The 21,684-nt window shown below is 69.4% G+C and carries 15 protein-coding genes; 5 read left to right on the top strand and 10 right to left on the bottom strand.

What is annotated here, in order from left to right:
* Nucleotides 1-37 precede the first annotated feature (37 nt).
* Genes AC0662_RS14910 through AC0662_RS14900 form a run of 3 tightly spaced genes read right to left on the bottom strand, consistent with a single transcriptional unit; the run spans nucleotide 38 to nucleotide 3,529 of the window.
* Nucleotides 38-814, bottom strand: coding sequence for an HpcH/HpaI aldolase family protein (locus AC0662_RS14910; protein WP_452199281.1), 777 nt, complete (start codon nucleotides 812-814; stop codon nucleotides 38-40).
* Nucleotides 815-828: 14 nt separating this feature from the next.
* Nucleotides 829-2,358: an acyl-CoA carboxylase subunit beta gene (locus AC0662_RS14905; RefSeq protein WP_452199280.1), complete on the bottom strand. Its 1,530-nt coding sequence runs from the start codon at nucleotides 2,356-2,358 to the stop codon at nucleotides 829-831.
* A gap of 7 nt (nucleotides 2,359-2,365) precedes the next feature.
* Nucleotides 2,366-3,529, bottom strand: a complete 1,164-nt coding sequence (locus tag AC0662_RS14900; RefSeq protein ID WP_452199279.1) for an acyl-CoA dehydrogenase family protein — start codon at nucleotides 3,527-3,529, stop codon at nucleotides 2,366-2,368.
* A gap of 52 nt (nucleotides 3,530-3,581) precedes the next feature.
* On the opposite strand from AC0662_RS14900, the gene AC0662_RS14895 reads away from it, so the two are divergent.
* From AC0662_RS14895 to AC0662_RS14880, 4 genes are all read left to right on the top strand, one after another.
* Nucleotides 3,582-3,983, top strand: a complete 402-nt coding sequence (locus tag AC0662_RS14895; protein WP_452199277.1) for a MerR family transcriptional regulator — start codon at nucleotides 3,582-3,584, stop codon at nucleotides 3,981-3,983.
* Nucleotides 3,984-4,088: 105 nt separating this feature from the next.
* Nucleotides 4,089-6,872 (top strand): cation-translocating P-type ATPase, encoded by a 2,784-nt coding sequence (locus AC0662_RS14890; RefSeq protein ID WP_478301015.1) that lies wholly within the window; start codon nucleotides 4,089-4,091, stop codon nucleotides 6,870-6,872.
* Nucleotides 6,869-7,801 carry a polyphosphate kinase 2 family protein gene (locus AC0662_RS14885; protein ID WP_478301013.1) on the top strand — a complete coding sequence of 311 codons (933 nt, stop codon included), beginning with the start codon at nucleotides 6,869-6,871 and terminating at the stop codon, nucleotides 7,799-7,801. The genes AC0662_RS14890 and AC0662_RS14885 overlap by 4 nt, the downstream gene beginning before the upstream one ends.
* Before the next feature lie 12 nt (nucleotides 7,802-7,813).
* On the top strand, nucleotides 7,814-9,592 hold the full coding sequence (locus AC0662_RS14880; protein ID WP_452199271.1) for a SulP family inorganic anion transporter: 1,779 nt from the start codon (nucleotides 7,814-7,816) through the stop codon (nucleotides 9,590-9,592).
* On the opposite strand, the gene AC0662_RS14875 is transcribed toward AC0662_RS14880, so the two are convergent.
* The 6 genes from AC0662_RS14875 to AC0662_RS14850 are packed head-to-tail and all read right to left on the bottom strand — an operon-like array spanning nucleotide 9,575 to nucleotide 19,048.
* Nucleotides 9,575-10,258 carry a sirohydrochlorin chelatase gene (locus AC0662_RS14875; protein ID WP_478301010.1) on the bottom strand — a complete coding sequence of 228 codons (684 nt, stop codon included), beginning with the start codon at nucleotides 10,256-10,258 and terminating at the stop codon, nucleotides 9,575-9,577. The two genes, AC0662_RS14880 and AC0662_RS14875, sit on opposite strands and share 18 nt — an antisense overlap.
* Nucleotides 10,255-11,382, bottom strand: a complete 1,128-nt coding sequence (locus tag AC0662_RS14870) for a uroporphyrinogen-III synthase (protein ID WP_452199267.1) — start codon at nucleotides 11,380-11,382, stop codon at nucleotides 10,255-10,257. The genes AC0662_RS14875 and AC0662_RS14870 overlap by 4 nt, the downstream gene beginning before the upstream one ends.
* On the bottom strand, nucleotides 11,372-11,716 hold the full coding sequence (gene nirD / locus AC0662_RS14865) for a nitrite reductase small subunit NirD (protein ID WP_452199265.1): 345 nt from the start codon (nucleotides 11,714-11,716) through the stop codon (nucleotides 11,372-11,374). Before nirD ends, AC0662_RS14870 begins: the two co-directional genes overlap by 11 nt.
* Nucleotides 11,713-15,555, bottom strand: coding sequence for a nitrite reductase large subunit NirB (gene nirB / locus AC0662_RS14860; protein WP_478301008.1), 3,843 nt, complete (start codon nucleotides 15,553-15,555; stop codon nucleotides 11,713-11,715). Before nirB ends, nirD begins: the two co-directional genes overlap by 4 nt.
* Nucleotides 15,552-17,684: a molybdopterin oxidoreductase family protein gene (locus AC0662_RS14855; RefSeq protein ID WP_478301006.1), complete on the bottom strand. Its 2,133-nt coding sequence runs from the start codon at nucleotides 17,682-17,684 to the stop codon at nucleotides 15,552-15,554. Before AC0662_RS14855 ends, nirB begins: the two co-directional genes overlap by 4 nt.
* On the bottom strand, nucleotides 17,681-19,048 hold the full coding sequence (locus tag AC0662_RS14850; RefSeq protein WP_478301004.1) for an MFS transporter: 1,368 nt from the start codon (nucleotides 19,046-19,048) through the stop codon (nucleotides 17,681-17,683). The genes AC0662_RS14855 and AC0662_RS14850 overlap by 4 nt, the downstream gene beginning before the upstream one ends.
* A gap of 147 nt (nucleotides 19,049-19,195) precedes the next feature.
* Between AC0662_RS14850 and AC0662_RS14845 the strand changes: the two genes are divergently transcribed.
* The gene (locus tag AC0662_RS14845; protein ID WP_478301002.1) at nucleotides 19,196-21,334 is read left to right on the top strand and encodes an MMPL family transporter; all 2,139 of its coding nucleotides are present in this window, start codon (nucleotides 19,196-19,198) and stop codon (nucleotides 21,332-21,334) included.
* A 1-nt stretch (nucleotide 21,335) separates the two neighbouring features.
* Here AC0662_RS14845 and AC0662_RS14840 read toward each other — a convergent pair whose 3' ends face one another.
* Nucleotides 21,336-21,650 carry a hypothetical protein gene (locus AC0662_RS14840; protein WP_478301000.1) on the bottom strand — a complete coding sequence of 105 codons (315 nt, stop codon included), beginning with the start codon at nucleotides 21,648-21,650 and terminating at the stop codon, nucleotides 21,336-21,338.
* Nucleotides 21,651-21,684 lie beyond the last annotated feature (34 nt).

Genomic DNA, 21,684 nt, shown 5'->3' with positions numbered 1-21,684 from the left:
CTGCTCCTCCGAAGCTACCGCGAGTCGCGGACGTGCCCTAGGAGCGAGCTGTGTCGAGGTGTGCGGCGGCGATCGCCTCGAGGTGGCTGAGGTCGGAGGCCACGGTCGCGAAGCTGTACCCCTGCTCCAGCCGCTGCTTCGCGGACTCGCCGTCGAAGGTGTGGATGCCTGCCGCGATCCCGGCCTCCCGCGCGGTCCGCGCGATCAACTCGACCGCTTCCTCGAACGGTCCCTCGACTGCCGGGTCGCCCGGGAAGGCGGCACCCAGCGCGAGGCTCAGGTCCGACGGCCCGACGTACACGCCGTCGAGGCCGGGGGTCGCGCAGATCTCGGCGACGTTCGCCAGGCCGAGCGGCGTCTCGATCATCGCCAGCACCACGGTCGCGTCGTTGCTCTCGGCCGGCACCGGCCCGATCCGCAACGCGGCCCGCATCGGACCGAACGACCGCACCCCGACCGGCGGGTACTTCGCCGCGCGCACCGCCCGCGCCACGTCGTCCGCACTGTCGATCAACGGCACGATCACACCGGTCGCACCGGCGTCCAGCGCCCGCCCGATCGGCGTCGGGTCGTTCGCCTCGACCCGCACGAGCCCGACCGACGGCCGCGGGCCGATCGCCGAACCCGCGTCGATCGCCAGCAGCCCGTTGACGAGCCCCTGATACCCGATCAGCCCGTGCTGCCCGTCCAGCACCACGTAGTCGTACCCCAACCGAGCAATCCGCTCGGCAGCCGGCGGCACGTCCAACGTGACCCAGTACCCGACGAGCCGTTCCCGAGCCCGAACCTTGCGCGCGAAATCGTTTGCATTCACGGTCCGCACACTATCTACACCGGCGGTACGCCGTGCCGTCGGTGGGAGAACGTCCGGTCTTTGGACTGGGCGGCGGCCAGGCGGGCGATCAGGTCGGTGCGTAGGCTTTCGGGTTCGACGATCGCGTCGATGACCAGGTCCGCGGCCAGCCGGAGGATGTCGATGTCGGTCTCGTACTCCTCGCGGAGCTTGGAGACGTACTCGACCCGCTCGCCCTCGTCGGCGATCTCCTGGATCTTGTTGTAGTACACGGCGTTGATCGCCGCCTCGGGACCCATCACCGCGATCTTCGCGGTCGGCAGCGCGACGCAGGCGTCGGGTGAGAACCCCGGGCCGCACATCGCGTACAGCCCGGCGCCGTACGCCTTGCGGACGATCACCGACACCGTCGGAACGGTCGCCTCGGAGACCGCGGTGATCATCTTCGCGCCGTGCCGGATGATCCCGGCCCGCTCGACCTCGCTGCCGATCATGAACCCGGGCACGTCACACAGGTAGACCAGCGGCACGTTGAACGCGTCGCACAGCCAGATGAACCGCGCCGCCTTGTCCGCCGAGTCGACGAACAGGACGCCGCCCTTCACCGCCGGCTGGTTCGCGACGATCCCGACCACCTGACCTGCCAGCAGCCCGAACCCGACCACCAACTCCGGCGCGTACGCCGGCTTGATCTCGAAGAACGTGTCCGCGTCCAGGACCGCGTCGATCACGTCGTGGATGTCGAACCCGACGCTCTCCTCCGCCGGCACCAGATCCCGGGTGAAGTCCCGGGCCGGCTCCGAGGCGTCGTACGACGGGGGTCGCGAGCGCCACGAACCGGGCAGGTAGGAGAAGTACTGCTTCGCCAGCTCGATCGCCTCGGTGTCGTCGCTCGCCAGCAGGTCACCGCAGCCGGAGACGCTGGTGTGCATCCGGGCGCCGCCCATCTCCTCCAGCGTGACCTTCTCGCCGACCACCATCTCGGCCATCCGCGGCGAACCGAGGTACATCGAGGCGTTCCCGTCGACCATGATCACGATGTCGCAGAACGCCGGGATGTACGCGCCACCCGCGGCCGACGGGCCGAACAGGCAGCAGATCTGCGGGACCTTGCCGGACAGCGCCACCTGGTTGTGGAAGATCCGGCCCGCGCCGCGGCGGCCCGGAAACAGCTGCACCTGGTCGGTGATCCGGGCGCCGGCGGAGTCGATCAGCCAGAAGATCGGCAGCTCGTCGCGGAGCGCGACCTCGGTGATCCGGACGATCTTCTCGACCGTGCGGGCGCCCCACGAGCCGGCCTTCACGGTCGGGTCGTTCGCGACCAGCAGCGCCGGCCGGCCGTCGACGAGCGCGCGGCCGGTGACCACGCCGTCGGCCGGCAGGCCGGGGTTCAGCGCGTTCGCGAGCTGCGCGTCCTCGACGAAGCTCCCCTCGTCGACGAGCAGCGCGATCCGGTCACGCACGTACAGCTTGTTCTGACTCTGAAGCTTCGCGGCCGCCTTCTCCGGCGGGCCGAGTGTGGCTTCGCGGGCGACCTTGACCTCAGTCCAGTGATCGTGGGTCATGCCGTCATCATTCCACCGGGAGGCCGAGGGATCGCGCGATGAGCATGCGCTGCACCTCCGACGTACCCTCGCCGATCTCCAGGATCTTGGCGTCCCGGTAGAAGCGGGTGACCGGGTACTCCTCCATGAAGCCGTAGCCGCCGAAGACCTGGGTGGCGATCCGGGTGGCGGTCACCGCGGACTCGCTCGCATACAGCTTGGCAACGGACGCCGCCTGCTTGAAGTCGGCCATGGACGCACCGGCGTCCTTCAGCGCCGCGGCGCGGTAGACCAAAAGCTCGGTGGCGTCGGCCATCACCTTCAGGTCGGCGATCTGGAACGCCACACCCTGCTTGCGGCCGATCGGGCCGCCGAAGGTCTGCCGCTCACCGGCGTACTGCACCGACATCTCCAGGCACGCCCGGATGCAGCCGAGCGCGACGGCCGCGATCGCCACCCGCCCGTCGTCGAGCGTGGCCAGGAACTGACCGAAGCCCTTGCCGCGCTGCCCGAGCAGGTTCGCCTCCGGCACGCGGCAGTTCACGAACGTCAGCGGGTGCGTGTCACTCGCATGCCACCCGAGCTTGTCGTACGCCGCTTCCGCGATGAACCCCGGCGTACCGGTGGGGACGATGATCGTGGAGATCTCCGGCTTACCGTCCGCGCGCTCCCCGGTGCGCGCCGTGACCGTGACGCAGGACGTGATCGACGAGCCGGAGTTGGTGATGAACTGCTTCGAGCCGTCGATCACCCACTCGCCGCCGTCGAGCACCGCGCGAGTCTTGGTGGCGCCGGCGTCCGAGCCGGACTCCGGCTCGGTCAGCCCGAAGCCGGCCAGCGTGCGGCCCGCGACCAGGTCGGGCAGCCAGGTGGCCTTCTGCTCGTCGGTGCCGTAGGTGAGGATCGGGTTGATCCCGAGCCCGACCGCCGCCTCCAGGGTGATCCCCATCGACTGGTCGGCGCGGGAGATCTCCTCGATCGCCACGCAGAGGCTGGTGAAGTCGCCGCCGGCACCGCCGTACTCCTCCGGCGCGGTCAGCCCGAACAGGCCGAGCCGCCCCATCTTCTGCACGACCTCCACCGGGAAGTAGTGCTTGCGGTCCCACTCCGCGGCGTGCGGCGTGATCTCCGCCTCGGCGAAGTCCCGGACGCTACGGCGGAACTCCTGATGCTCCGCGGACAACTCGAACATGCGGCACCCCTTCGTGCTTGACGCTTACGTCAACGTAAAGCACGCTAGGCCCATGCACAACAGCCAGGTGCCGTCCGAGACCTGGTCGATCGCCGAGCTGGCCACCGAGTACGACGTGACCCTCCGCACGATCAGGTTCTACGAGGACCGCGGCCTGCTCACGCCCGAACGCCGCGGTACCGCGCGGGTCTACCACCCGCGCGACCGGGTCCGCCTCGGCCTGATCCTGCGCGGCAAACGCCTCGGCTTCTCGCTCGGCGAGATCGCCACGATCGTCGACATGTACGACGCCGAGCCCGGCGAGGAGGGCCAGCTCGTCTACCTGCTGGACCAGATCGCGCACCGCCGCGCCGAACTCGAGCAACGCCGCCAGGACATCGAGGACACCCTGGTGGACCTCGCCGAGGTCGAGGCCCGCTGTCAGGCCGACCTGGCCGCGCTGCGCACGCACTGAATCTCCCCCAGTACGGACGATAGGCACGCGGCGCTGCTGGTCTACCGTGTGATGCGGGGCCGCCGTCCACGAGGCGGAGGGGGAAAGTTCGTGAGCGAGACCGGCATGACAGCGCCATCATCGACCGGCACTGAGCAACCGGCGTACTCGCTGGATGCCGACGCGGTCATCACCGCGGCCGGGTCCGACGCGGCCGGTGGGTTGTCCGCGTCCGAGGCAGCCGACCGGCTCTCGTCGTACGGCCCGAACGAGATCGCGGCCGAGAAGCCGCCGTCGATCTGGGCCGTCGCGCTCGCCCAGGTCCGCGACCCGATGAACCTGATGCTGATCGCCGTCGTGATCGTCAGCCTGCTGATCGCCGAGGTCTCCACCGCGATCCTCGTCGCCCTGCTGATCCTGCTGAACATCGGGCTCGGCACCCGCCAGGAGCTGACCGCGCGGGCCAGCGTGGACGCGCTGTCCAAGATGCAGGTGCCGCAGGCCCGGGTGACCCGCGGCGGCGAGGTGACGATGATCCCGGCGACCGAACTGGTCCCGGGCGACCTGATCGAGGTCGAGGCGGGCGACATCGTGCCGGCCGACGGGCGGATCGTCCGGTCCGCGACGCTGGAGGCGCAGGAGGCGGCGCTCACCGGCGAGAGCGCCCCGGTCGCCAAGGACGCCGGCGCGCTCCCGGCCGGTGACGTCGCACTGGGCGACCAGACCGACATGCTGTTCCAGAACACCTCGGTGACCCGCGGCACCGGCACGATCCTCGTCACCGCGACCGGGATGCAGACGCAGATGGGCCAGATCGCGACGATGCTCACCTCGGTGAAGCGCACCCGGTCGCCGTTGCAGCGCGAGCTGGACTCGCTGACGAAGGTGCTCGCGATCATCGCCTGGGGCGCGGTCGCGGTGATCGTGATCGCCGGCCTGATCCGTGGTTTGCCGGGCAAGGACGTGCTGCTGCTCGGGACCGCGATGGCGATCTCGGCGATCCCGACCGGTATGCCGGCGTTCGTCTCCGGCCTGCTGTCACTGGGCGCGAAGGAGCTGGCCGCGTCCAAGGCGGTGGTGAAGAACCTCACCGACGTCGAGACGCTCGGTGCCACCAGCGCGATCAACACCGACAAGACCGGGACGCTGACGCTGAACCAGATGATGGTCTCCACGCTGTACGCGAGCGGATCCTGGTTCACCGTCGACGGCGAGGGCTATCGCAAGAGCGGCGCGATCCGTTCGGTGGCCGGCACCCCGGTACCGGACTTCAGCCGGCTCGGCCTCGGTCTGGCGCTCGACAGCGACGCGGTGGTCAACGACGACGGGTCGGTGATCGGCGACCCGACCGAGGCGGCGCTGGTGGTGCTGGCCGCGAAGCTCGGCATCGACGCGGAGCAGACCCGGCAGGCCTACCCGCGGCTGGCCGAGGTCCCGTTCGACTCCGAGTACAAGTTCATGGCGACGTTCCACCGGGCGACCGTCGACGGCGTCGAGCACCTCATCGAGCTGGTCAAGGGAGCACCCGACGTGGTCGTCGCGAGGTGCACCCAGGCCGGTGGTCCGTTGAGCGGCTCGCAGGTGCCGATGACGGAGGCGCGCGCCGGGATCGACGACGCCAACCTGAAGATGGGGCAGAAGGGCCTGCGGGTGCTCGCGTTCGCCGCCCGCCTGGTCGCCGACGACGAACAGGCCACGATGACCAGCGACCCGATGGCGCTGACCCACGACCTGTCGTTCGTCGGGATGGCGGGCATCATCGACCCGCTACGGGCAGAGGCCAAGAATGCCGTCCGTACGGCGCTCACGGCCGGCATCGACGTACGGATGATCACCGGTGACCACGCGGTCACCGCGCAGGCGATCGGCGGCGAGCTGGGGCTCGGTCCGGGAGCGCTCAGCGGCACCGAACTGAAGGCGCTCAGTGACGAGGAGCTGAAGCAGCGGTTGCCGCAGCTGCACGTGTTCGGGCGGGTCACACCGCAGGACAAGTTGCGGCTCGCCAGGACGATGCAGGAACTGGGCCTGATCGTGGCGATGACCGGTGACGCGGTCAACGACGCGGCCGCGCTCAAACAGGCCGACATCGGTGTCGCGATGGGGACCGGGAGCGAGGTCACCAAGCAGGCCGCGCGGATGGTGCTCACCGACGACAACTTCGGCACCCTCGTGCACGCCGTGCAGATCGGCCGGCGCGTGTACGACAAGGTCGTGTCGTACGTGCGGTACCAGATGACGCAGCTGCTGGCGCTGGTCCTGCTGTACCTCGCCGCGACGGTGTTCGACATCAACCAGGGCGTGGCGATGACACCGTCGATGGTGCTGTACCTGCTGTTCGTCGCCACCGCGGTCGGCGTGATCATCATCGCGGTCGACCCGGGCGATCCGGACGTGATGCACCGGCCCCCGCGCGATCCCGGCGTACCGATCACGAACCGGGGCGCCGTGACGATGTGGCTCGGCTACGCCTTGGTGCTGTTCCTGGCCGCGCTGGGACCGCTGATCCTCGGACCGGACGACCCGAAACCCGACAGCGCCAGTACGTCGATGACGATGACGTTCGCCGTGATGGGTCTGGGGACGATCTTCAACGCACTGGTCAACCGGCGGGACCCGGCCAGCGGCCTGACCGCACCGATCCTGAAGGCCGTCGGGATCGGACTGATCTCGTTCGCCCTGCTCTTCCTGGGCACCCAACTGCCGACGCTCCAGAAGGGGCTGTCCACCCAGACCCTGAGCCCGCGCGAGTGGCTCGTCTGCGCCGGTCTGGCGGCGGTCCTGCCGATCGTCGTCGAGGTGGCGAAGGCGATCAGGAGGCGCCGGCACCCGCGGCCGGCGACGTTGAGCCCGGAGTACGCCGTCGCGCCACAACGTGCCCGTAGCGGGTCCGAGGTCAGGGGGAACGCATGACATCACGGGAAGAACGGATCGCCGATTTCATCGAGCCGTTCCGGGTCGAACCGGGCTCGAAGGTGAAGCTCGCCAAGGATTTCGACCCGTCCTTCAAGGGCACCGTCCGGTCCAAGAAGAAGGGCCGGCAACTGCTGGCCGTGGGGACCGACCTGCTGTCCGAGTACCAGGCCCGCCTGTACGCGCAGCACACCCACGGCGTACTCGTGGTCCTGCAGGCCCTCGACGCCGGCGGTAAAGACGGAACCATCCGGCACGTGATGACCGGGGTCAACCCGCAGGGCGTCGACGTGCACGGCTTCAAGGTGCCCACCAGCGAGGAGCTGGATCACGACTACCTGTGGCGCTACGGGCTGCAACTCCCCCGGCGTGGCGAGATCACCATCTTCAACCGCTCGCACTACGAGGAGGTGCTCGTCGTCCGCGTGCACCCGGAGCTCCTCGAGCGGCAGCACCTGGCCAAGAGCGCCCGCGGCAAAGGGGTGTGGCGACACCGGTTCCAGGAGATCAACGAATGGGAGCGGCACCTCAGCCGCAACGGCACCAAGATCGTCAAGCTGTTCCTGAACCTGTCCAACGAGGAGCAGCGGACCCGTTTCCTGCGGCGGATCGATCTCCCGGACCACAACTGGAAGTTCTCCTCGGCCGACGTCCGGGAGCGGGAGTACTGGGACGACTACCAGCGGGCGTTCTCGAAGATGCTGTCCAACACCAGCACCACGTGGGCGCCCTGGTACGTGATCCCGGCCGACCGCAAGTGGTACGCGCGGATCGCCGCGGGCGCGGTGATCGCCAACGCGCTGATGGAGATCGATCCGCATTTCCCGACGATCGACAAAGATGCCCGTAAGGCGCTCCTGGACATCAAGAAGACCCTCGAGGCCCAGTCGCCGGAGGGGGCGGCACCTGACCCGTTCGAAGCCGGCTAGGCCGCGACCGCGATGGTTGCGCCCGGCGAGCCTGCCGAATCGAGACCGCCCAGGTGGCGGGAGTTCGTCCCTGGAATCGAGCTGGCCAGGTCGTACCAGCGATCGTGGTTGCCGAAGGACATCGTCGCGGGCCTGGTCCTGTCGGCGCTGCTCGTACCGCAGGGGATGGCGTACGCCCAGCTGGCCGGGCTGCCTCCGGTGACCGGTCTGTACACGTCGATCCTGTGCCTGCTCGGGTACGCGGTCTTCGGGCCGTCCAAGGTGCTGGTGCTCGGTCCCGACTCGTCGCTCGGACCGATGATCGCGGCGACGCTCGCCCCGCTGCTGCTCGCCAACGGTGACCCGGCGCGGGCGATCGCGCTCGCCTCGATGCTGGCGTTGATGGTCGGTGTGGTGATGGTGGTCGCCGGGGTGGCCCGCTTCGGGTTCGTCGCGGATCTGTTGTCGAAGCCGACCCAGATCGGCTACATGAACGGGCTCGCCCTGACCATCGTGGTCGGTCAACTGGCCAAGCTGTTCGGGTTCTCGATCGATGCCGACGGGCTGCTGGCCGAGTTCCGGGCCTTCGTGTCGGGGCTCGCGGACGGGAAGGCGAACACCACGGCGGCACTCCTCGGCATCGGATCGCTGGCCGGCATCCTTTTGCTGAACCGGTTCCTGCCGAAACTGCCGAGCGTCCTGATCGTCGTGGTGCTCGCCGCCGTCGTGGTCGGTGCATTCGACCTGCAGTCCCACGGTGTCGACACAGTCGGCGTACTGCCCGAGGGCTTTCCGCCGTTCACGATCCCGCACGTCACCTGGGGTGATGTGCCACCGCTGTTCTTGGGTGCGCTGGCGATCGCCGTCGTCGCGCTCGCGGACACGATGTCCACGGCGTCGGCCTTCGCGGCCCGCCGGGGCGAACGGGTGCACGGGAACCAGGAGATGATCGGAATCGGTACCGCCAACATCGCGGCCGGCCTCTTCCAGGGGTTTCCGGTCAGCACCAGCGGATCCCGCACCGCCGTCGCCGAGCAGGCCGGCTCCAAGTCCCAGGTGACCGGTGTCGTCGGCGCCGCGACGATCACGGTGGTGCTGCTCTTCGCCACCTCGGTGATGCAGTACGTACCGCAGCCGACCTTGGGCGCGATCGTGATCGCCGCCGCGTTGTCGCTGGCCGACATCGCCGGAACCCGCAGGCTCTGGGAGCAACGCAGGACCGAGTTCTGGCTGTCCATCGCCGCACTGCTCGGCGTGGCGCTGCTCGGCGTACTGCCCGGCATCCTGATCGCGGTCGCGCTCTCGATCCTGAACGTGTTCCGCCGGACGTGGTGGCCGCACCAGGCCGAGCTCGGCCGGGTGCAAGGGGTCGCGGGTCTGCACGACACCGAGAGCTACCCGGACGCCGACCTGCTGCCGGGTCTGGTCGTCTACCGTTTCGACGCGCCGCTGATCTTCGCGAACGCGCGGATGTTCGGCGAGAAGATCCGCGAGCTGACCGAGGACGACCCGGACCTGCAGTGGATCATCGTGGCCGCCGAACCCATCACCGACGTCGACACCACCGCGTCCGACATGCTGCAGGAGCTGGACGCGTGGCTCAACGAGCGCGGTATCTCGCTGGTCTTCGCAGAGATGAAGGATCCGGTGCGCGCGAAGATCGAGCGGTACGAACTCACCCGGACGATCGACCCGCGGCACTTCCTGCCCACCCTGGACGAGGCCGTCGCGGAGTACGTCCGGCAGACCGGCGCGACCTGGCACGCACCGGACGGACGGCGGACCGTTCGCCCGTCAGACAGCGATGGCTGACGGACGGACGGCGGCCTCGTAGCGGTGCAGGGCGAGCTCGGCGAGCCGCGGGTCGGCGCCGAGCGGTGGGCTGACGAAGCGCTGGCCGGCGAGTCGGCGTACCCGGCGGGCGAAGAAACCAGGAGCCAGCAGGTACGTCGCCACCGCGACGCGACCGTGCACGCGGGACAGGACCGCCGGCAGGCGTTCGCCGGCACCGGAAAGGTAGCCGACGGCAACAGGTCGGTGGACGCGCTCGGCCAGTAACTTCGCGGTCTCCTCGCAATCCATCAGCGCCCGCGGATCGGACGAACCCGCGGCGGCGAGGACCACCTGGTCGACCCGGGACAGGTCCCCAAGGCGGTCGGCCAGGATGTCGGCGAGGACGGGGTCGGGCCCGAGGGCATCGGCGGCGCGAAGCTTGTGGGGACAGCGGGCGGCTTCGGCGGCGATGTCGACGTACACGTGATAGCCCGAGCTGAGCAGGAGCGGGACGAGGACGGCGTCGTCGGCATCGGTCGCCACTCGGCGCGCGAGGTCAGGAAGGGTTGGCAGCAGGAGGTCGACGAAGCCCAGCGAAACCGGCAGATCCGGCCGCTGGCGCGCCATCTCGCGCACCAACTCGTGAACCACCGCGATCCCTGCAGGATCCGCGGTGCCGTGGGCGACTGCGATGAGGTCGGTCATGTGGGGACTCCCGCGGGTTCTACGGCCAGGCGATAGCCGCGACGGACCACCGTGCGGACCAGTTCCGGGCGGCCGACGGCGGTGCGCAGGCGGTTGACGGTGACTTCGACAGCGTGAACGTCCTCCGCACCGGGCAGGACGGCGAGCAGTTCCGGCCGTGAGACCACGTCCCCGCCGGCGGCCACCAACGCGGCCAGTACCGCGCGCGGACCCGGCCCGAGCGGCAGTACGACGCCGTCGAGCACCGCCGCGCCACCGCGGATCACCAGCAGACCGAACTCGGTCTCGATCGACCGCGCGTTGTCATCGGTGAGCCGATCGGTGACGATCCGGATCAGCGCACCGAGGCGGTAGCGATCCGGAACGAGCGGCTCCAGCCCCAGCGTCACGAATGGTCCGGCGGTCACCGGACCGACGCAGGCGTTCAGCACCCGCCCTGTGCGCAGCGCCGACACCAATGCGTCGTACTGCCCGTTCAACGCGGCCGCGTCGAGCATCGCCTGGGCGCCGGGCGCCGACGTGTGGACGACCGCGTCCACCGTTCCCGTACAAATCTGGGAGATCATCCGCTCGACGATCGCCGGGTCCGGCGCCGGGCCCCAGCGGTACACCTCCAGCCCGCGCACCGAGGCGCCGGCCGACCGCAACGCGTCCTGCAGCGCCGGATCCGACAACCCGTGCAGCTGGACGACGATCTTCCGCCCCACGACCCCCTGGCTGCGCAGCCAATCGACCACCTCGGCCGTGGTCTCGGACCGCGCCGACCAGTGCTCCACGAGCCCCGCGGCCCGGATCGCACCGCGCGCCTTCGGACCGCGCGCGAGGATCCGCGACTGCTCCAATGTTCCGAGCAGCTCCGCGGCCAGCCCGGCGGTGTCGGCCGCCTCGATCCAGCCGCGGAACCCGACCGCGGTCGTCACCACCACGTCGTCCGGCGGGTTCGCGATCACCCGCCGGGTCGCCTCCAGCAGTGCGTGGTCGTCAGCGACCGGGACGATCTGCAGCGTCGGCGCGTGCAGCACCTTCGCGCCGCGCCGTTCGAACGACGCGATCAGGTCCTCCGCGCGCCGGTGCGCGGTGATCGCGATCGTGCAGCCGTTGAGCGGGCCGGACCTAGTGCTCACCGGTACCCACCACGACCTGACCGTCGACGATCCGCACCGGGTACACCGGCAACGACACCTCCGCGTCGTCCAGGCACACACCGGTGCGCAGATCGAAGACCTGCTTGAACATCGGCGACGCCACCGTCGGTACGTCGCCGCGGCTGCCGACGATGCCCCGCGACATCACGTTCGCCCCGCTGAACGGATCGGTGTTGCCGATCGCGAACACCTGCCCGTCGTGGGTCCGGAACAGCGCGATCTGCCCGTCCCCGAGGAGCGCGGCGACACCACGCTCCGGCAGCAGGACGTCGTACCGGCAGATCACTGTCGAGCTCACGGCTGTGACGCTCATCGGCGTACCTCCAATCGGGGGCCGGCCAGCAGCACCGGCTCCAACTGCCCGCGCTCGGCCGGGGTGGCCGGACGCGGCTGGTTGCGCTCGACCACGTACCGCAGGTCGGCGTCCGGCTGGTCCGGCGCGTTCACGAACGACACGAACCGGGCCAGCTTGTCGGGATCGTTCAGGGTCGCGCGCCACTCGTCGACGTACGAGTCCACGTGCTTGGCCATCGCGGCGTCCAGGTCGGCGGCGATCCCGAGGCTGTCGTTCAGTACGACGTCCTGCACGTGCTCCAGCCCGCCCTCGAGCTCCCGCATCCAGACCGCCGTCCGCTGCAGGCGATCACCGGTGCGGATGTAGTACATGAGGAACCGGTCGATCGCCTGGAACAGCTCCTCGTCGCTCAGGTCCGACGCGAGCAGCTCGGCGTGCCGCGGCGTCATCCCGCCGTTGCCGCCGACGTACAGGTTCCAGCCCTTCTCGGTCGCGATCACGCCGACGTCCTTGCCGCGCGCCTCGGCGCACTCCCGCGCGCACCCGGAGACACCGAGCTTGAGCTTGTGCGGTGAGCGGAGCCCGCGGTACCGGAGCTCCAGCGCGATCGCCATCCCGACCGAGTCCTGCACGCCGTACCGGCACCAGGTCGACCCGACGCAGGACTTCACCGTCCGCAACGCCTTGCCGTACGCGTGGCCGGACTCGAACCCGGCCTCGACCAGCCGCGTCCAGATCGCCGGCAACTGCTCGATCCGGGCTCCGAACAGGTCGACCCGCTGACCGCCGGTGATCTTCGTGTACAGCCCGAAGTCCCGCGCGACCTCGCCGATCACGATCAGGCCCTCGGGAGTGATCTCACCACCGGGGATCCGCGGCACGACGGAGTACGTGCCGTCCTTCTGCATGTTCGCCATCACGTGGTCGTTGGTGTCCTGCAGCGTCGCGCGCTCACCGTCGAGCACGTGCCCGGCCGGGTCGGTGCTGGCCAGGATCGACGCCACCACGGGCTTGCAGATGTCACAGCCACGCCCGGTGCCGTGCCGCTCGACGATCTCGCTGAAGGTCCGCAGCTCGGTGATCCGGACGACGTCGAACAGCTCGGCCCGGCTCAGCGCGAAGTGCTCGCAGAGCGCCTTGCTGACCTCGACGCCGGCCTTGGTGAGCTCGGTGTTCAACAGGTTCTTCACGATCGGCAGGCAGGACCCGCAGCTCGTTCCCGCCTTGGTCTTGCCGCACACCGACTTGATGTCGCCGCAGCCCTCGTCGCGAACGGCGCAGCGGATCGTCCCCGCCGACACGTTGTTGCACGAGCACACCGGCGCGTCGTCCGGCAGTTCGAGCTGCACCGGCGCGGCGCCTTCCGGCAGCAGGAACGCTGCCGGGTCCGCGCCGAGTTCCCGGCCGACCATCGGCCGCAGACCGGAGTACGCCGACGCGTCGCCGACCAGGATGCCGCCGAGCAGAGTACGGGCGTCGTCGGACAGCACGAGCTTCTTGTAGACACCGGCCACCGGGTCGGCGTACACGATGTCCAGTGCGCCCTCGGTCGCGCCGAACGCGTCGCCGAAGCTCGCGACGTCGACGCCGAGCAGCTTGAGCTTCGTCGAGGTGTCCGCGCCGGGGAAGGTCGCCTCGCCGCCGAGCAGCCGGTCGGCGACGATCTCGGCCATCGTGTAGCCGGGCGCGATCAGACCCCACACGCGTCCTTCGATACAAGCGACTTCACCGATCGCCCAGACGCCGGGCACCGACGTACGGCAGGCCTCGTCGACGACCACACCGCCGCGCTCGCCGATCGCCAGCCCTGCCTCCCGGCCGAGCTCGTCGCGCGGCCGGACACCGGTCGCGAACACGACCACGTCGGCCGGCAGATCGGGGCCGTCGGCAACGGCCATCGCGCGCGCCGAACCCTGGGAGGTCAGCTTCACCCGCTGACACTGCGTCGCCGTGAGCACCTCGACGTCCAGTCCCTCGATCAGCCGGGCCAGCGCCGATCCACCGCCCTCGTCGACCTGCAACGGCATCAGCCGCGGCGCGAACTCGACAACCTTCGTCGCCGCACCGAGCGCCCGCAGCGCGCCGGCCGCCTCCAGGCCGAGCAGACCGCCCCCGACGACGACACCGCTGACCTGCTGGCCCTCGGACTTCAGCCGCTCCACGTAGACCCGGAGCGCGGCGACGTCGTCGATGGTCCGGTAGACGAAGCAGCCTTGCGCGTCGTTGTTCTTCACCGGCGGGACGAAGGCCGCAGAGCCGGTCGCCAGGACCAGTTCGTCGTACCCGATCTGCTCGCCGCGCGCGGTCGTGACGGTCTTCGCCGTGGTGTCGATCGAGCTGATCAGCACGCCCTTGCGCAGGTTCACCGCCGGGTCGTCCCAGAGCTCGGGGTCGCCGAGCGACAGGTCGTGGGGGTCGCGGCCCGAGAAGTAGCTGGTCAGCGCGACCCGGTCGTACGGAAGCCGCGGCTCCTCGGCGAACACGGTGATCCGGTAGCTGGTCCCGGTGTCGCGCTGCCGCAGCGCCTCGACCAGCCGGTGCGCCACCATGCCACCGCCGACCACCACCACGTGCTTGGCCTTCTTCAGCTCTGCCATCGTCGCCCTCCTGCTCGGGACTGGTTCGGTCTCGCCGCGCCGGAAGCGGTCGAGCAGTTCGCCGACGGCACCGGTGCAACTGCCGCACCCGGTGGTCGCCCGCGTCGTGGCGGCGATGCCGGCGACACTGTCGGCACCCCCACGGAAGGCCGCTTCGATCGCGGCCCGGGTCACCCCGTTGCACCGACAGACTGTCGGCACCTTCTTCTTCGGTACGGCGGGCGCCGCAAGCAACCCGTCCGCGCTGACGGGTGTCCCCCGGTCCGCCAGCAATACAAGTTCCGCGGCCACGTCGGGTGCACCCACCGCGACGGCTGACCGCACCACTCCATCCCGCAGGACGGCCCGCACGTACCGGCTCTCGTCCTCGAGCCGAACGACTTCGCCGGCCTCGTCCTGATCACCGAGAACCAGAAGGTCGAGGCCACCGGCCGTCACCCGCACGACCTCGTGGTCGGGCACCTCAACGGGCTGCCCGGTGAGGTGCTGCGCCAGCGCTTCCGCGTGCATCCAGGCGGATTCGACGGTGCCGGTGACTCGGCCGTCGATCTCGGCACAGTCGCCGATCGCGTGCACTCGTTCGTCGTCCACACTCGTGAACGTGTCGTCCACGACGATCCCGGTGCGAACGGTCAGCCCGGTCGCGAGTTCGGTCCGCGGCCGCACTCCACACGCAACGACGAGCAGATCAGCGTCAGTTCCCGCGAACGTGCTGTTCAGCAGTACTTCGACCCCGAGGCGCCGTACCGCTCGCGTCACCCGGCGACTGGCTGACGCGCGGACCGTCTTGTCCAGCAGCGTTCCGCCGTCGTGCACCACGGTGACCGCTAGCCCGCGTTCCCGCAGCGCACACGCTGTCTCGACCCCGAGTACCCCGCCACCGAGCACGACCACGCGCTGCGTCCGACCAGCCGCCGCGACCAGGGAGCGCGCATCCTCGACAGACCGCAGCAGCAGCCCGTTCTCGGCGCCCCGCGGAACCACCGGAACGGCACCGGTCGCGAACACCAGATGGTCGTACGCGTACTCGCGACCGGCTTCGTCCACAACCACCCGCCGACCACGATCCACACGGGCCACGCGCGCTACCGGCTCGTTGCCAACAGCAACCTCCGCGCGGCCGGCGACGTACTCAGTCAGCCTGCTGCGGTTGTACGACGGTTCGTCGCCGAGCAGCGTCACGTCGTACGAGGGTTTGTTGTCGAGTAACTCGGCCAGGCGACGGCCCGCCATCCCGCCGCCGATGATGACAACCTTCATGCCGGAACTCCCGTCGCCGGAAGGGCAGCGGCGGTGACTTCCACGGCACACGCCTTGAACTCGGGCATCCGCGAGACCGGGTCGAGCGCGTCGTTGGTCAGCTCGTTGACCGCCTCGGCCCCACCGAAGTGGAACGGCACGAACACCGTGTCCGGCCGGACGTCGTCCGTCACGCGCGCCGACAGCACCATCGATCCGCGCGCGGTCCGCAACCGCACCGGCCGCCCGTCGCCGATCCCGAGCTGCGCCGCCACCCGCGGGTGGATCTCGGCGAACACCTCCGGCTCGGCCTCGGCCAGCTCCGGAACGCGGCGCGTCTGCGCACCGCTCTGGTAGTGCTGCAACAACCGTCCGGTCACCAGGTACATCGGGGCGTCGGCGGTGAGATCGTCCGCCACCGGCCGATGTTCGACGGGTACGACGTGCGCTCGCCCGTCCACCGTCGCGAATCGGTCGGCGAACAGCCGGGGCGTTCCCGGGTGCCCGTCGTGCGGCACCGGCCAGAACAGCGCCTCTTCGTCGTCCAGCCGGTCCCAGGTGATGCCTGAGTAGTCGGCCTTCCCGCCGGCACTCGCCCGCCGCAGTTCTTCGAACACCTCCGCGGGATCCGTCGAGAACCCGGCGACCCCGAGTCGTTCGGCGATCCCGGCGAACACCGCGAGATCACTCCGCACCTCACCAGGCGCGGTCACCGCGGTACGCCGCCGCAGTACCCGCCCCTCGAGGGACGTCATCGTCCCGTCCTCCTCGGCCCACTGGGTGACCGGGAAGACCACATCCGCGAGCAGCGCGGTCTCCGACGGCACTACGTCGGCCACGACCAACAGGTCCAGCGACGACAGGTGTTCCCGGACCGATGACAGATGTGGAGCCGAGACGACCAGGTTGCTTCCGTGGACGAACAACGCCTTCGGACCGTTGGTCGTCCCCAACGAATTGATCAGCTCGACGGCACTCTTGCCCGGACCGGGCAGCTCGTCGGGGTCGACACCCCAGACGCCGGCGACATACTCGCGGGCGGCCGGGTCCGAGATACTGCGGTAGCCAGGCAGTTGGTCAGCCTTCTGACCGTGTTCCCGGCCGCCTTGCCCGTTGCCTTGACCGGTGATGCAGCCGTAGCCGCTGCCCAGCCGACCGGGCAGTCCGAGTGCCAGCGCGAGGTTGATACACGCTGTCACAGTGTCCGTGCCCTTGCTGTGTTGCTCCGCCCCGCGACCCGTGAGGATGAACGCCCCGGCTCCACCGTTTACCGGCGCGGCCGCAGCGAGCACGCGCGCGGCCTGGCGAATCGTCGCCGCCGGCACGCCCGTCACTCGCTCCGCCCGCTCGGGCCACCAGGAAGCCGTGGAGCGGATCAGCGCATCGGGATCGTCGGTACGGTCGTTGAGATAGTCGCGGTCCGCGAGGCCTTCCTGCAGCACCACGTGCGTCAGCGCGAGCACCAGCGCCAAATCGGTGCCAGGCGTCGCCTTCAGATGAATCCCGGCGCCTTCGGTGGTCAGTCCGGCCGTGGCGGAGCGGCGCGGGTCGACGACCAGAAGTCCACCCGCGCCCCGGGCACCGTCCAGATGCGCCACCGCCGGCGGCATCGTCTCCGCGATGTTGCTCCCGACCAGCAGCACAGCTCCGGCGGTCCCCAGATCGGCCAGCGGGAACGGCAGTCCCCGGTCGATCCCGAACGCCCGGTTCGTCGCGGCGGCCGCCGACGACATACAGAACCGGCCGTTGTAGTCCACGTTCGCCGTCCGCAACGCGACCCGCGCGAACTTGCCGAGCGCGTAGGCCTTCTCGTTCGTCAACCCGCCGCCACCGAACACCGCGACCGAGTCCCGCCCGTGGGCCGCTTGCAGAGCCCGGATCCGCGCGGCCACGAAGTCCAGCGCCGCGTCCCAGCTCGTTTCCTCGAGCTCGCCCGCGGCATTGCGGACGAGCGGCACGGTGAGCCGGTCCGGCACCGTGAGTACGTCGGGAGCCGTCCAGCCCTTACGGCACAGCCCACCCCGGTTGGTGGGGAAATCGCGCGGCCGTACCTCCACCGCACCCGGCCGCGCGACCGGGTGCAGCGTGGTGGCGCACTGCAGAGCGCAGTACGGGCAGTGCGTCGGGACTTGCGTGGGCTCAGGAGTCACACGCGCTCCCGGCTGAGCGGGCCGCCCTTGCGCAGGTAGCAGAAGTACGTCACGCCGAGGCACAGCACGTAGAAGCCGCAGAACACGTACAGCGCCGGGATCAGCGAGCCGAAGTGACTCGTCGACATCGCGAACCCCCGCGGTACCAGGAAACCGCCGTACGCGCCGATCGCCGACGCGATCCCGATACACGCCGCCGCCTCGCGCCGGGCGCGGCCCGGGTCGTCCACCGTGGTGAGCCGGAACACCGCCGGAATCATCCGGTACGTCGACCCGTTCGCGACGCCGCTGGCGACGAACAGGACCAGGAAACTGATCAGGAACGCCGGGAAACTTTCCGCCTTCAGCGCGACGATCGCGGAACCGATGCCGAGCCCCATCACCACGAACGAGCAGACCGTCACCCAGGCACCGCCGACGCGGTCCGCCAGCCTGCCGCCGAACGGCCGGGACACCGAGCCGACCAGGGCGCCGAGGAACGCGTAGTGGGCCGGCGTGACGTCCGGGAAGGTGGTCTTGATCAGCAGCGGGAACGCCGCGCCGAAGCCGATGAACGACCCGAAGGTGCCGATGTAGAGGAACGAGATCACCCACGTGTGCGGGCGCTTCGCGGCGGCGATCGAGGTCCGGAACGAGGAGCTCGCGACCGACAGGTTCGCCATCGCCTTCCAGGCCCAGACCGCGGCCAGCGCGATCAGCGGCAGCCACATCAGGCCGGACCGGTTCAGGGTCAGGCCGGCACCGGCGACGATCACGATCGGCACCAGCAGCTGCACCACGGCGACGCCGAGGTTTCCGCCGGCCGCGTTCACGCCGAGCGCGAAACCCTTTTCCTTTTCCGGGAAGAAGAAGGAAATGTTCGTCATACTGCTGGCGAAGTTTCCGCCACCGACACCCGCGGTCGCCGCGACCAGCGCCATCAGCCAGAACGGCGTGTCCGGCTGTGTCATGAAGTAGGACAGACCAATGGTCGGGATCAGCAGCAGCAGCGCAGAGAACACCGTCCAGTTCCGGCCGCCGAACCGCGGTACCGCGAACGTGTAGGGCAACCGGAGGGTCGCCCCGACCAGGCTCGGCAGCGCGACCAGCCAGAACAACTGGTCGGTGCTGTAGCCGAAGCCGGCCTTCGGCATCGACACCACGACGATGCTCCACAGCTGCCACACCGAGAAACCGAGGAACTCGGCGAAGATCGACGGCCACAGGTTCCGCTGCGCGACCGCACGGCCCTTCGCGGCCCAGAACCCGGCGTCCTCGGGATCCCAGACGTCGATCCAGCGCCCGCGCCGCGGCGCCTCGACCGTGCCCACCGCGCCACTGCCCTCGCGGGTGGCGACGGCCGCTTGTCGTGCCTCGAGCGTCATCGCAAGTCTCCGATCATCCGACCTCATCGATTAGGCCTGGACGTTATGACCGGGGTGTTTCCGCGTAGTCATCTTGTTGTTACGTCGCCGAAACGGCTCCCGCACACCCTCCGGTGGGTAGTGAGAGATCCCGGGTACTGTGCCCCCGTGAACCGTTGGATGTGGAGGGCGGGAATCGCCGCCGTACTGATCGTCTGGCTGCTGCTCGGGTCGCTGGGCGGACCGTCGGTCGGCAAACTGAGCGAGGTCCAGCAGAACGACAACGCCAACTTCCTCCCGAAACAAGCCGAGTCGACGGTGGTCGCCAACGAGTCGGCCAAGTTCGTCGACAACAAGGCACTGCCGTACTTCGTGCTGGTGGAGCGCGAATCCGGGATCACTCCGCAGGACCTGGCCAAGGTCAAGGCGTTCATCGCGACGATCCCGGGCCTGGACGTCGGGAACGGGAAGAAGCTCGGCGAGTACCTGGTCGCCCCGGTCGGCGAACCGGTCCCGTCCGACGACGGAAAGGCCCTGCTGGTCACCGTCCAGACCGACAGTGACCGCGCCGACGAGGTCGTCGGCCAGGGCAAGACCGTGCTGTTCGCCGTCGCCGACGGGCTGCGCAACCAGATCAAGCAAGACCTCACACCTACTGGTCTGCAGGTGTACGTCACCGGTCCCGGCGGGGTGTTCGCGGACTTCGTGGTGGCGTTCAGCGGGATCGACGGGATCCTGCTCGGCGTCGCCCTCGCCGTGGTGTTCGTGATCCTGCTGATCGTGTACCGGAGCCCGATCCTGCCGATCGCCGTCCTGCTCACCGCGGTCTTTGGTCTCGCACTGGCCGCCCTGGTCGTGTACCCGCTCGCGAAGCACGGCGTACTCCAGCTGAACGGCCAGAGTCAGGGCATCCTGTTCATCCTCGTCGTCGGCGCAGCGACCGACTACTCGTTGTTGCTCGTCTCCCGGTACAAGGAGGAGCTGCACGACTACGACAGCAAGTACGACGCGATGCGGGTGGCCTGGCGGGCGTCGATCGAGCCGATCGCGGCCAGCGCGGCGACCGTCATCCTCGGTCTGCTCTGCCTGCTGCTCTCCCAGCTCGGCAGCACAAAGGGCCTCGGCCCCGTCGGCGCACTCGGGATCGCCGGTGCGTTCATCGCGGCGATGACCTTCCTGCCCGCGGTCCTGCTCGCATTCGGTCGCCGGATCTTCTGGCCGTCGATCCCCCGCGTCGACCACGTGCACACCGCTGACCAGGTCGGCGGACGCCGGCTCTGGGGCCGCGTCTCCGCCCTCGTCGGCACCCGGTCCCGCCGAGTCTGGGCGATCACCGCGCTCGTACTGGTCGCTTGCGCGGCGTTCCTGCCGACCTTCAAGGCGAGCGGCACGTCCCAGGAGGACCTGTTCCTCAACAAGGTCGAGTCGGTGACCGGCCAGGAGGAACTCGGCAAACACTTCGACGCCGGCGCAGGTACGCCGGTGGAAATCCTCACGCCGGTCGCGCAAGCGGACCGGGTGGTCCAGACCGCCACCAAGGTCGACGGTGTCGGCGCGGCGTCCGCGTCGGTCGCTCCCGGCGTACCGCCGAAGGTCGTCGACGGGAAGGTTCTGGTGCAGGCCACGTTGACGGTGCCGGCCGATTCACCCGAGGCGACCAAGGTGGTCAAGCACCTGCGGACCGAGCTGGACACGGTCAGCCCGGACATCCTGGTCGGCGGAAACACCGCGATCAACCTCGACGTCCTGGACGCCGCGCAACGCGACCTGCGGGTAATCATCCCGACGATCCTCGCGGTGATCTTCGTCGTCCTGATGCTGTTGCTGCGCTCGCTCGTCGCGGCGATCCTGCTGGTGATCGCCAACGTGCTGTCGTTCGGTGCGACCGTCGGGGTCAGCGCGGTGGTGTTCAACCACGTCTTCGGCTTCCCCGGCGCCGACCCCGGCATCCCGCTGTACGCGTTCGTGTTCCTGGTTGCCCTGGGCATCGACTATTCGATCTTCCTGATGACGCGGGTGCGGGAGGAGGCGCAGGAACATGACACCAGGCAGGGCATCCTGATGGGTCTGGCCGTCACCGGCGGTGTCATCACCTCGGCCGGCGTCGTCCTCGCGGCGACGTTCTCGGCGCTCGCCGTCCTGCCGATCCTGTTCCTGGTTCAGATCGCCTTCATGGTGGCCTTCGGCGTGCTCCTCGACACCACCGTCGTACGCTCCCTGCTCGTCCCGTCCGTCGCCTACGACATCGGCAGGAAGATCTGGTGGCCGAGCAAACTCTCCCGCGCAACCCAGGAAGAGGACCTGTAGTTCAGACGGGGTCGGTGAACGCGACCGCCTTGCCGGTGGCGCGCGCGTAGGCGATCTCCCGACTCGTGGACTCGCCGATATACCCGCCGGGGTTGACGACCAGAACCCTGTCGGCCAGGTCGATCTTGCGCAGGTGAAGCGCACCCAGCGCTGCCTTCTGCTCGTCGGTGATCAACTCCTGATCCCCGGCGCGCTTGAACACGCCCGGCGCGACGACGATGATCCCTGTGAAGGTCAACTCCCGGTTCGCCGCGCTCATCTCGTCCACGAACCGCGCCGAGCCACAGATACAAACAATCTCAGGTCGCTCAGCCACAACTCAGCCCTCCACCTCGAACACCCCACAAGCC

This window comes from Kribbella sp. NPDC043289, assembly GCF_056436705.1.
This window is presented reverse-complemented; position numbering and strand designations above follow the sequence as displayed.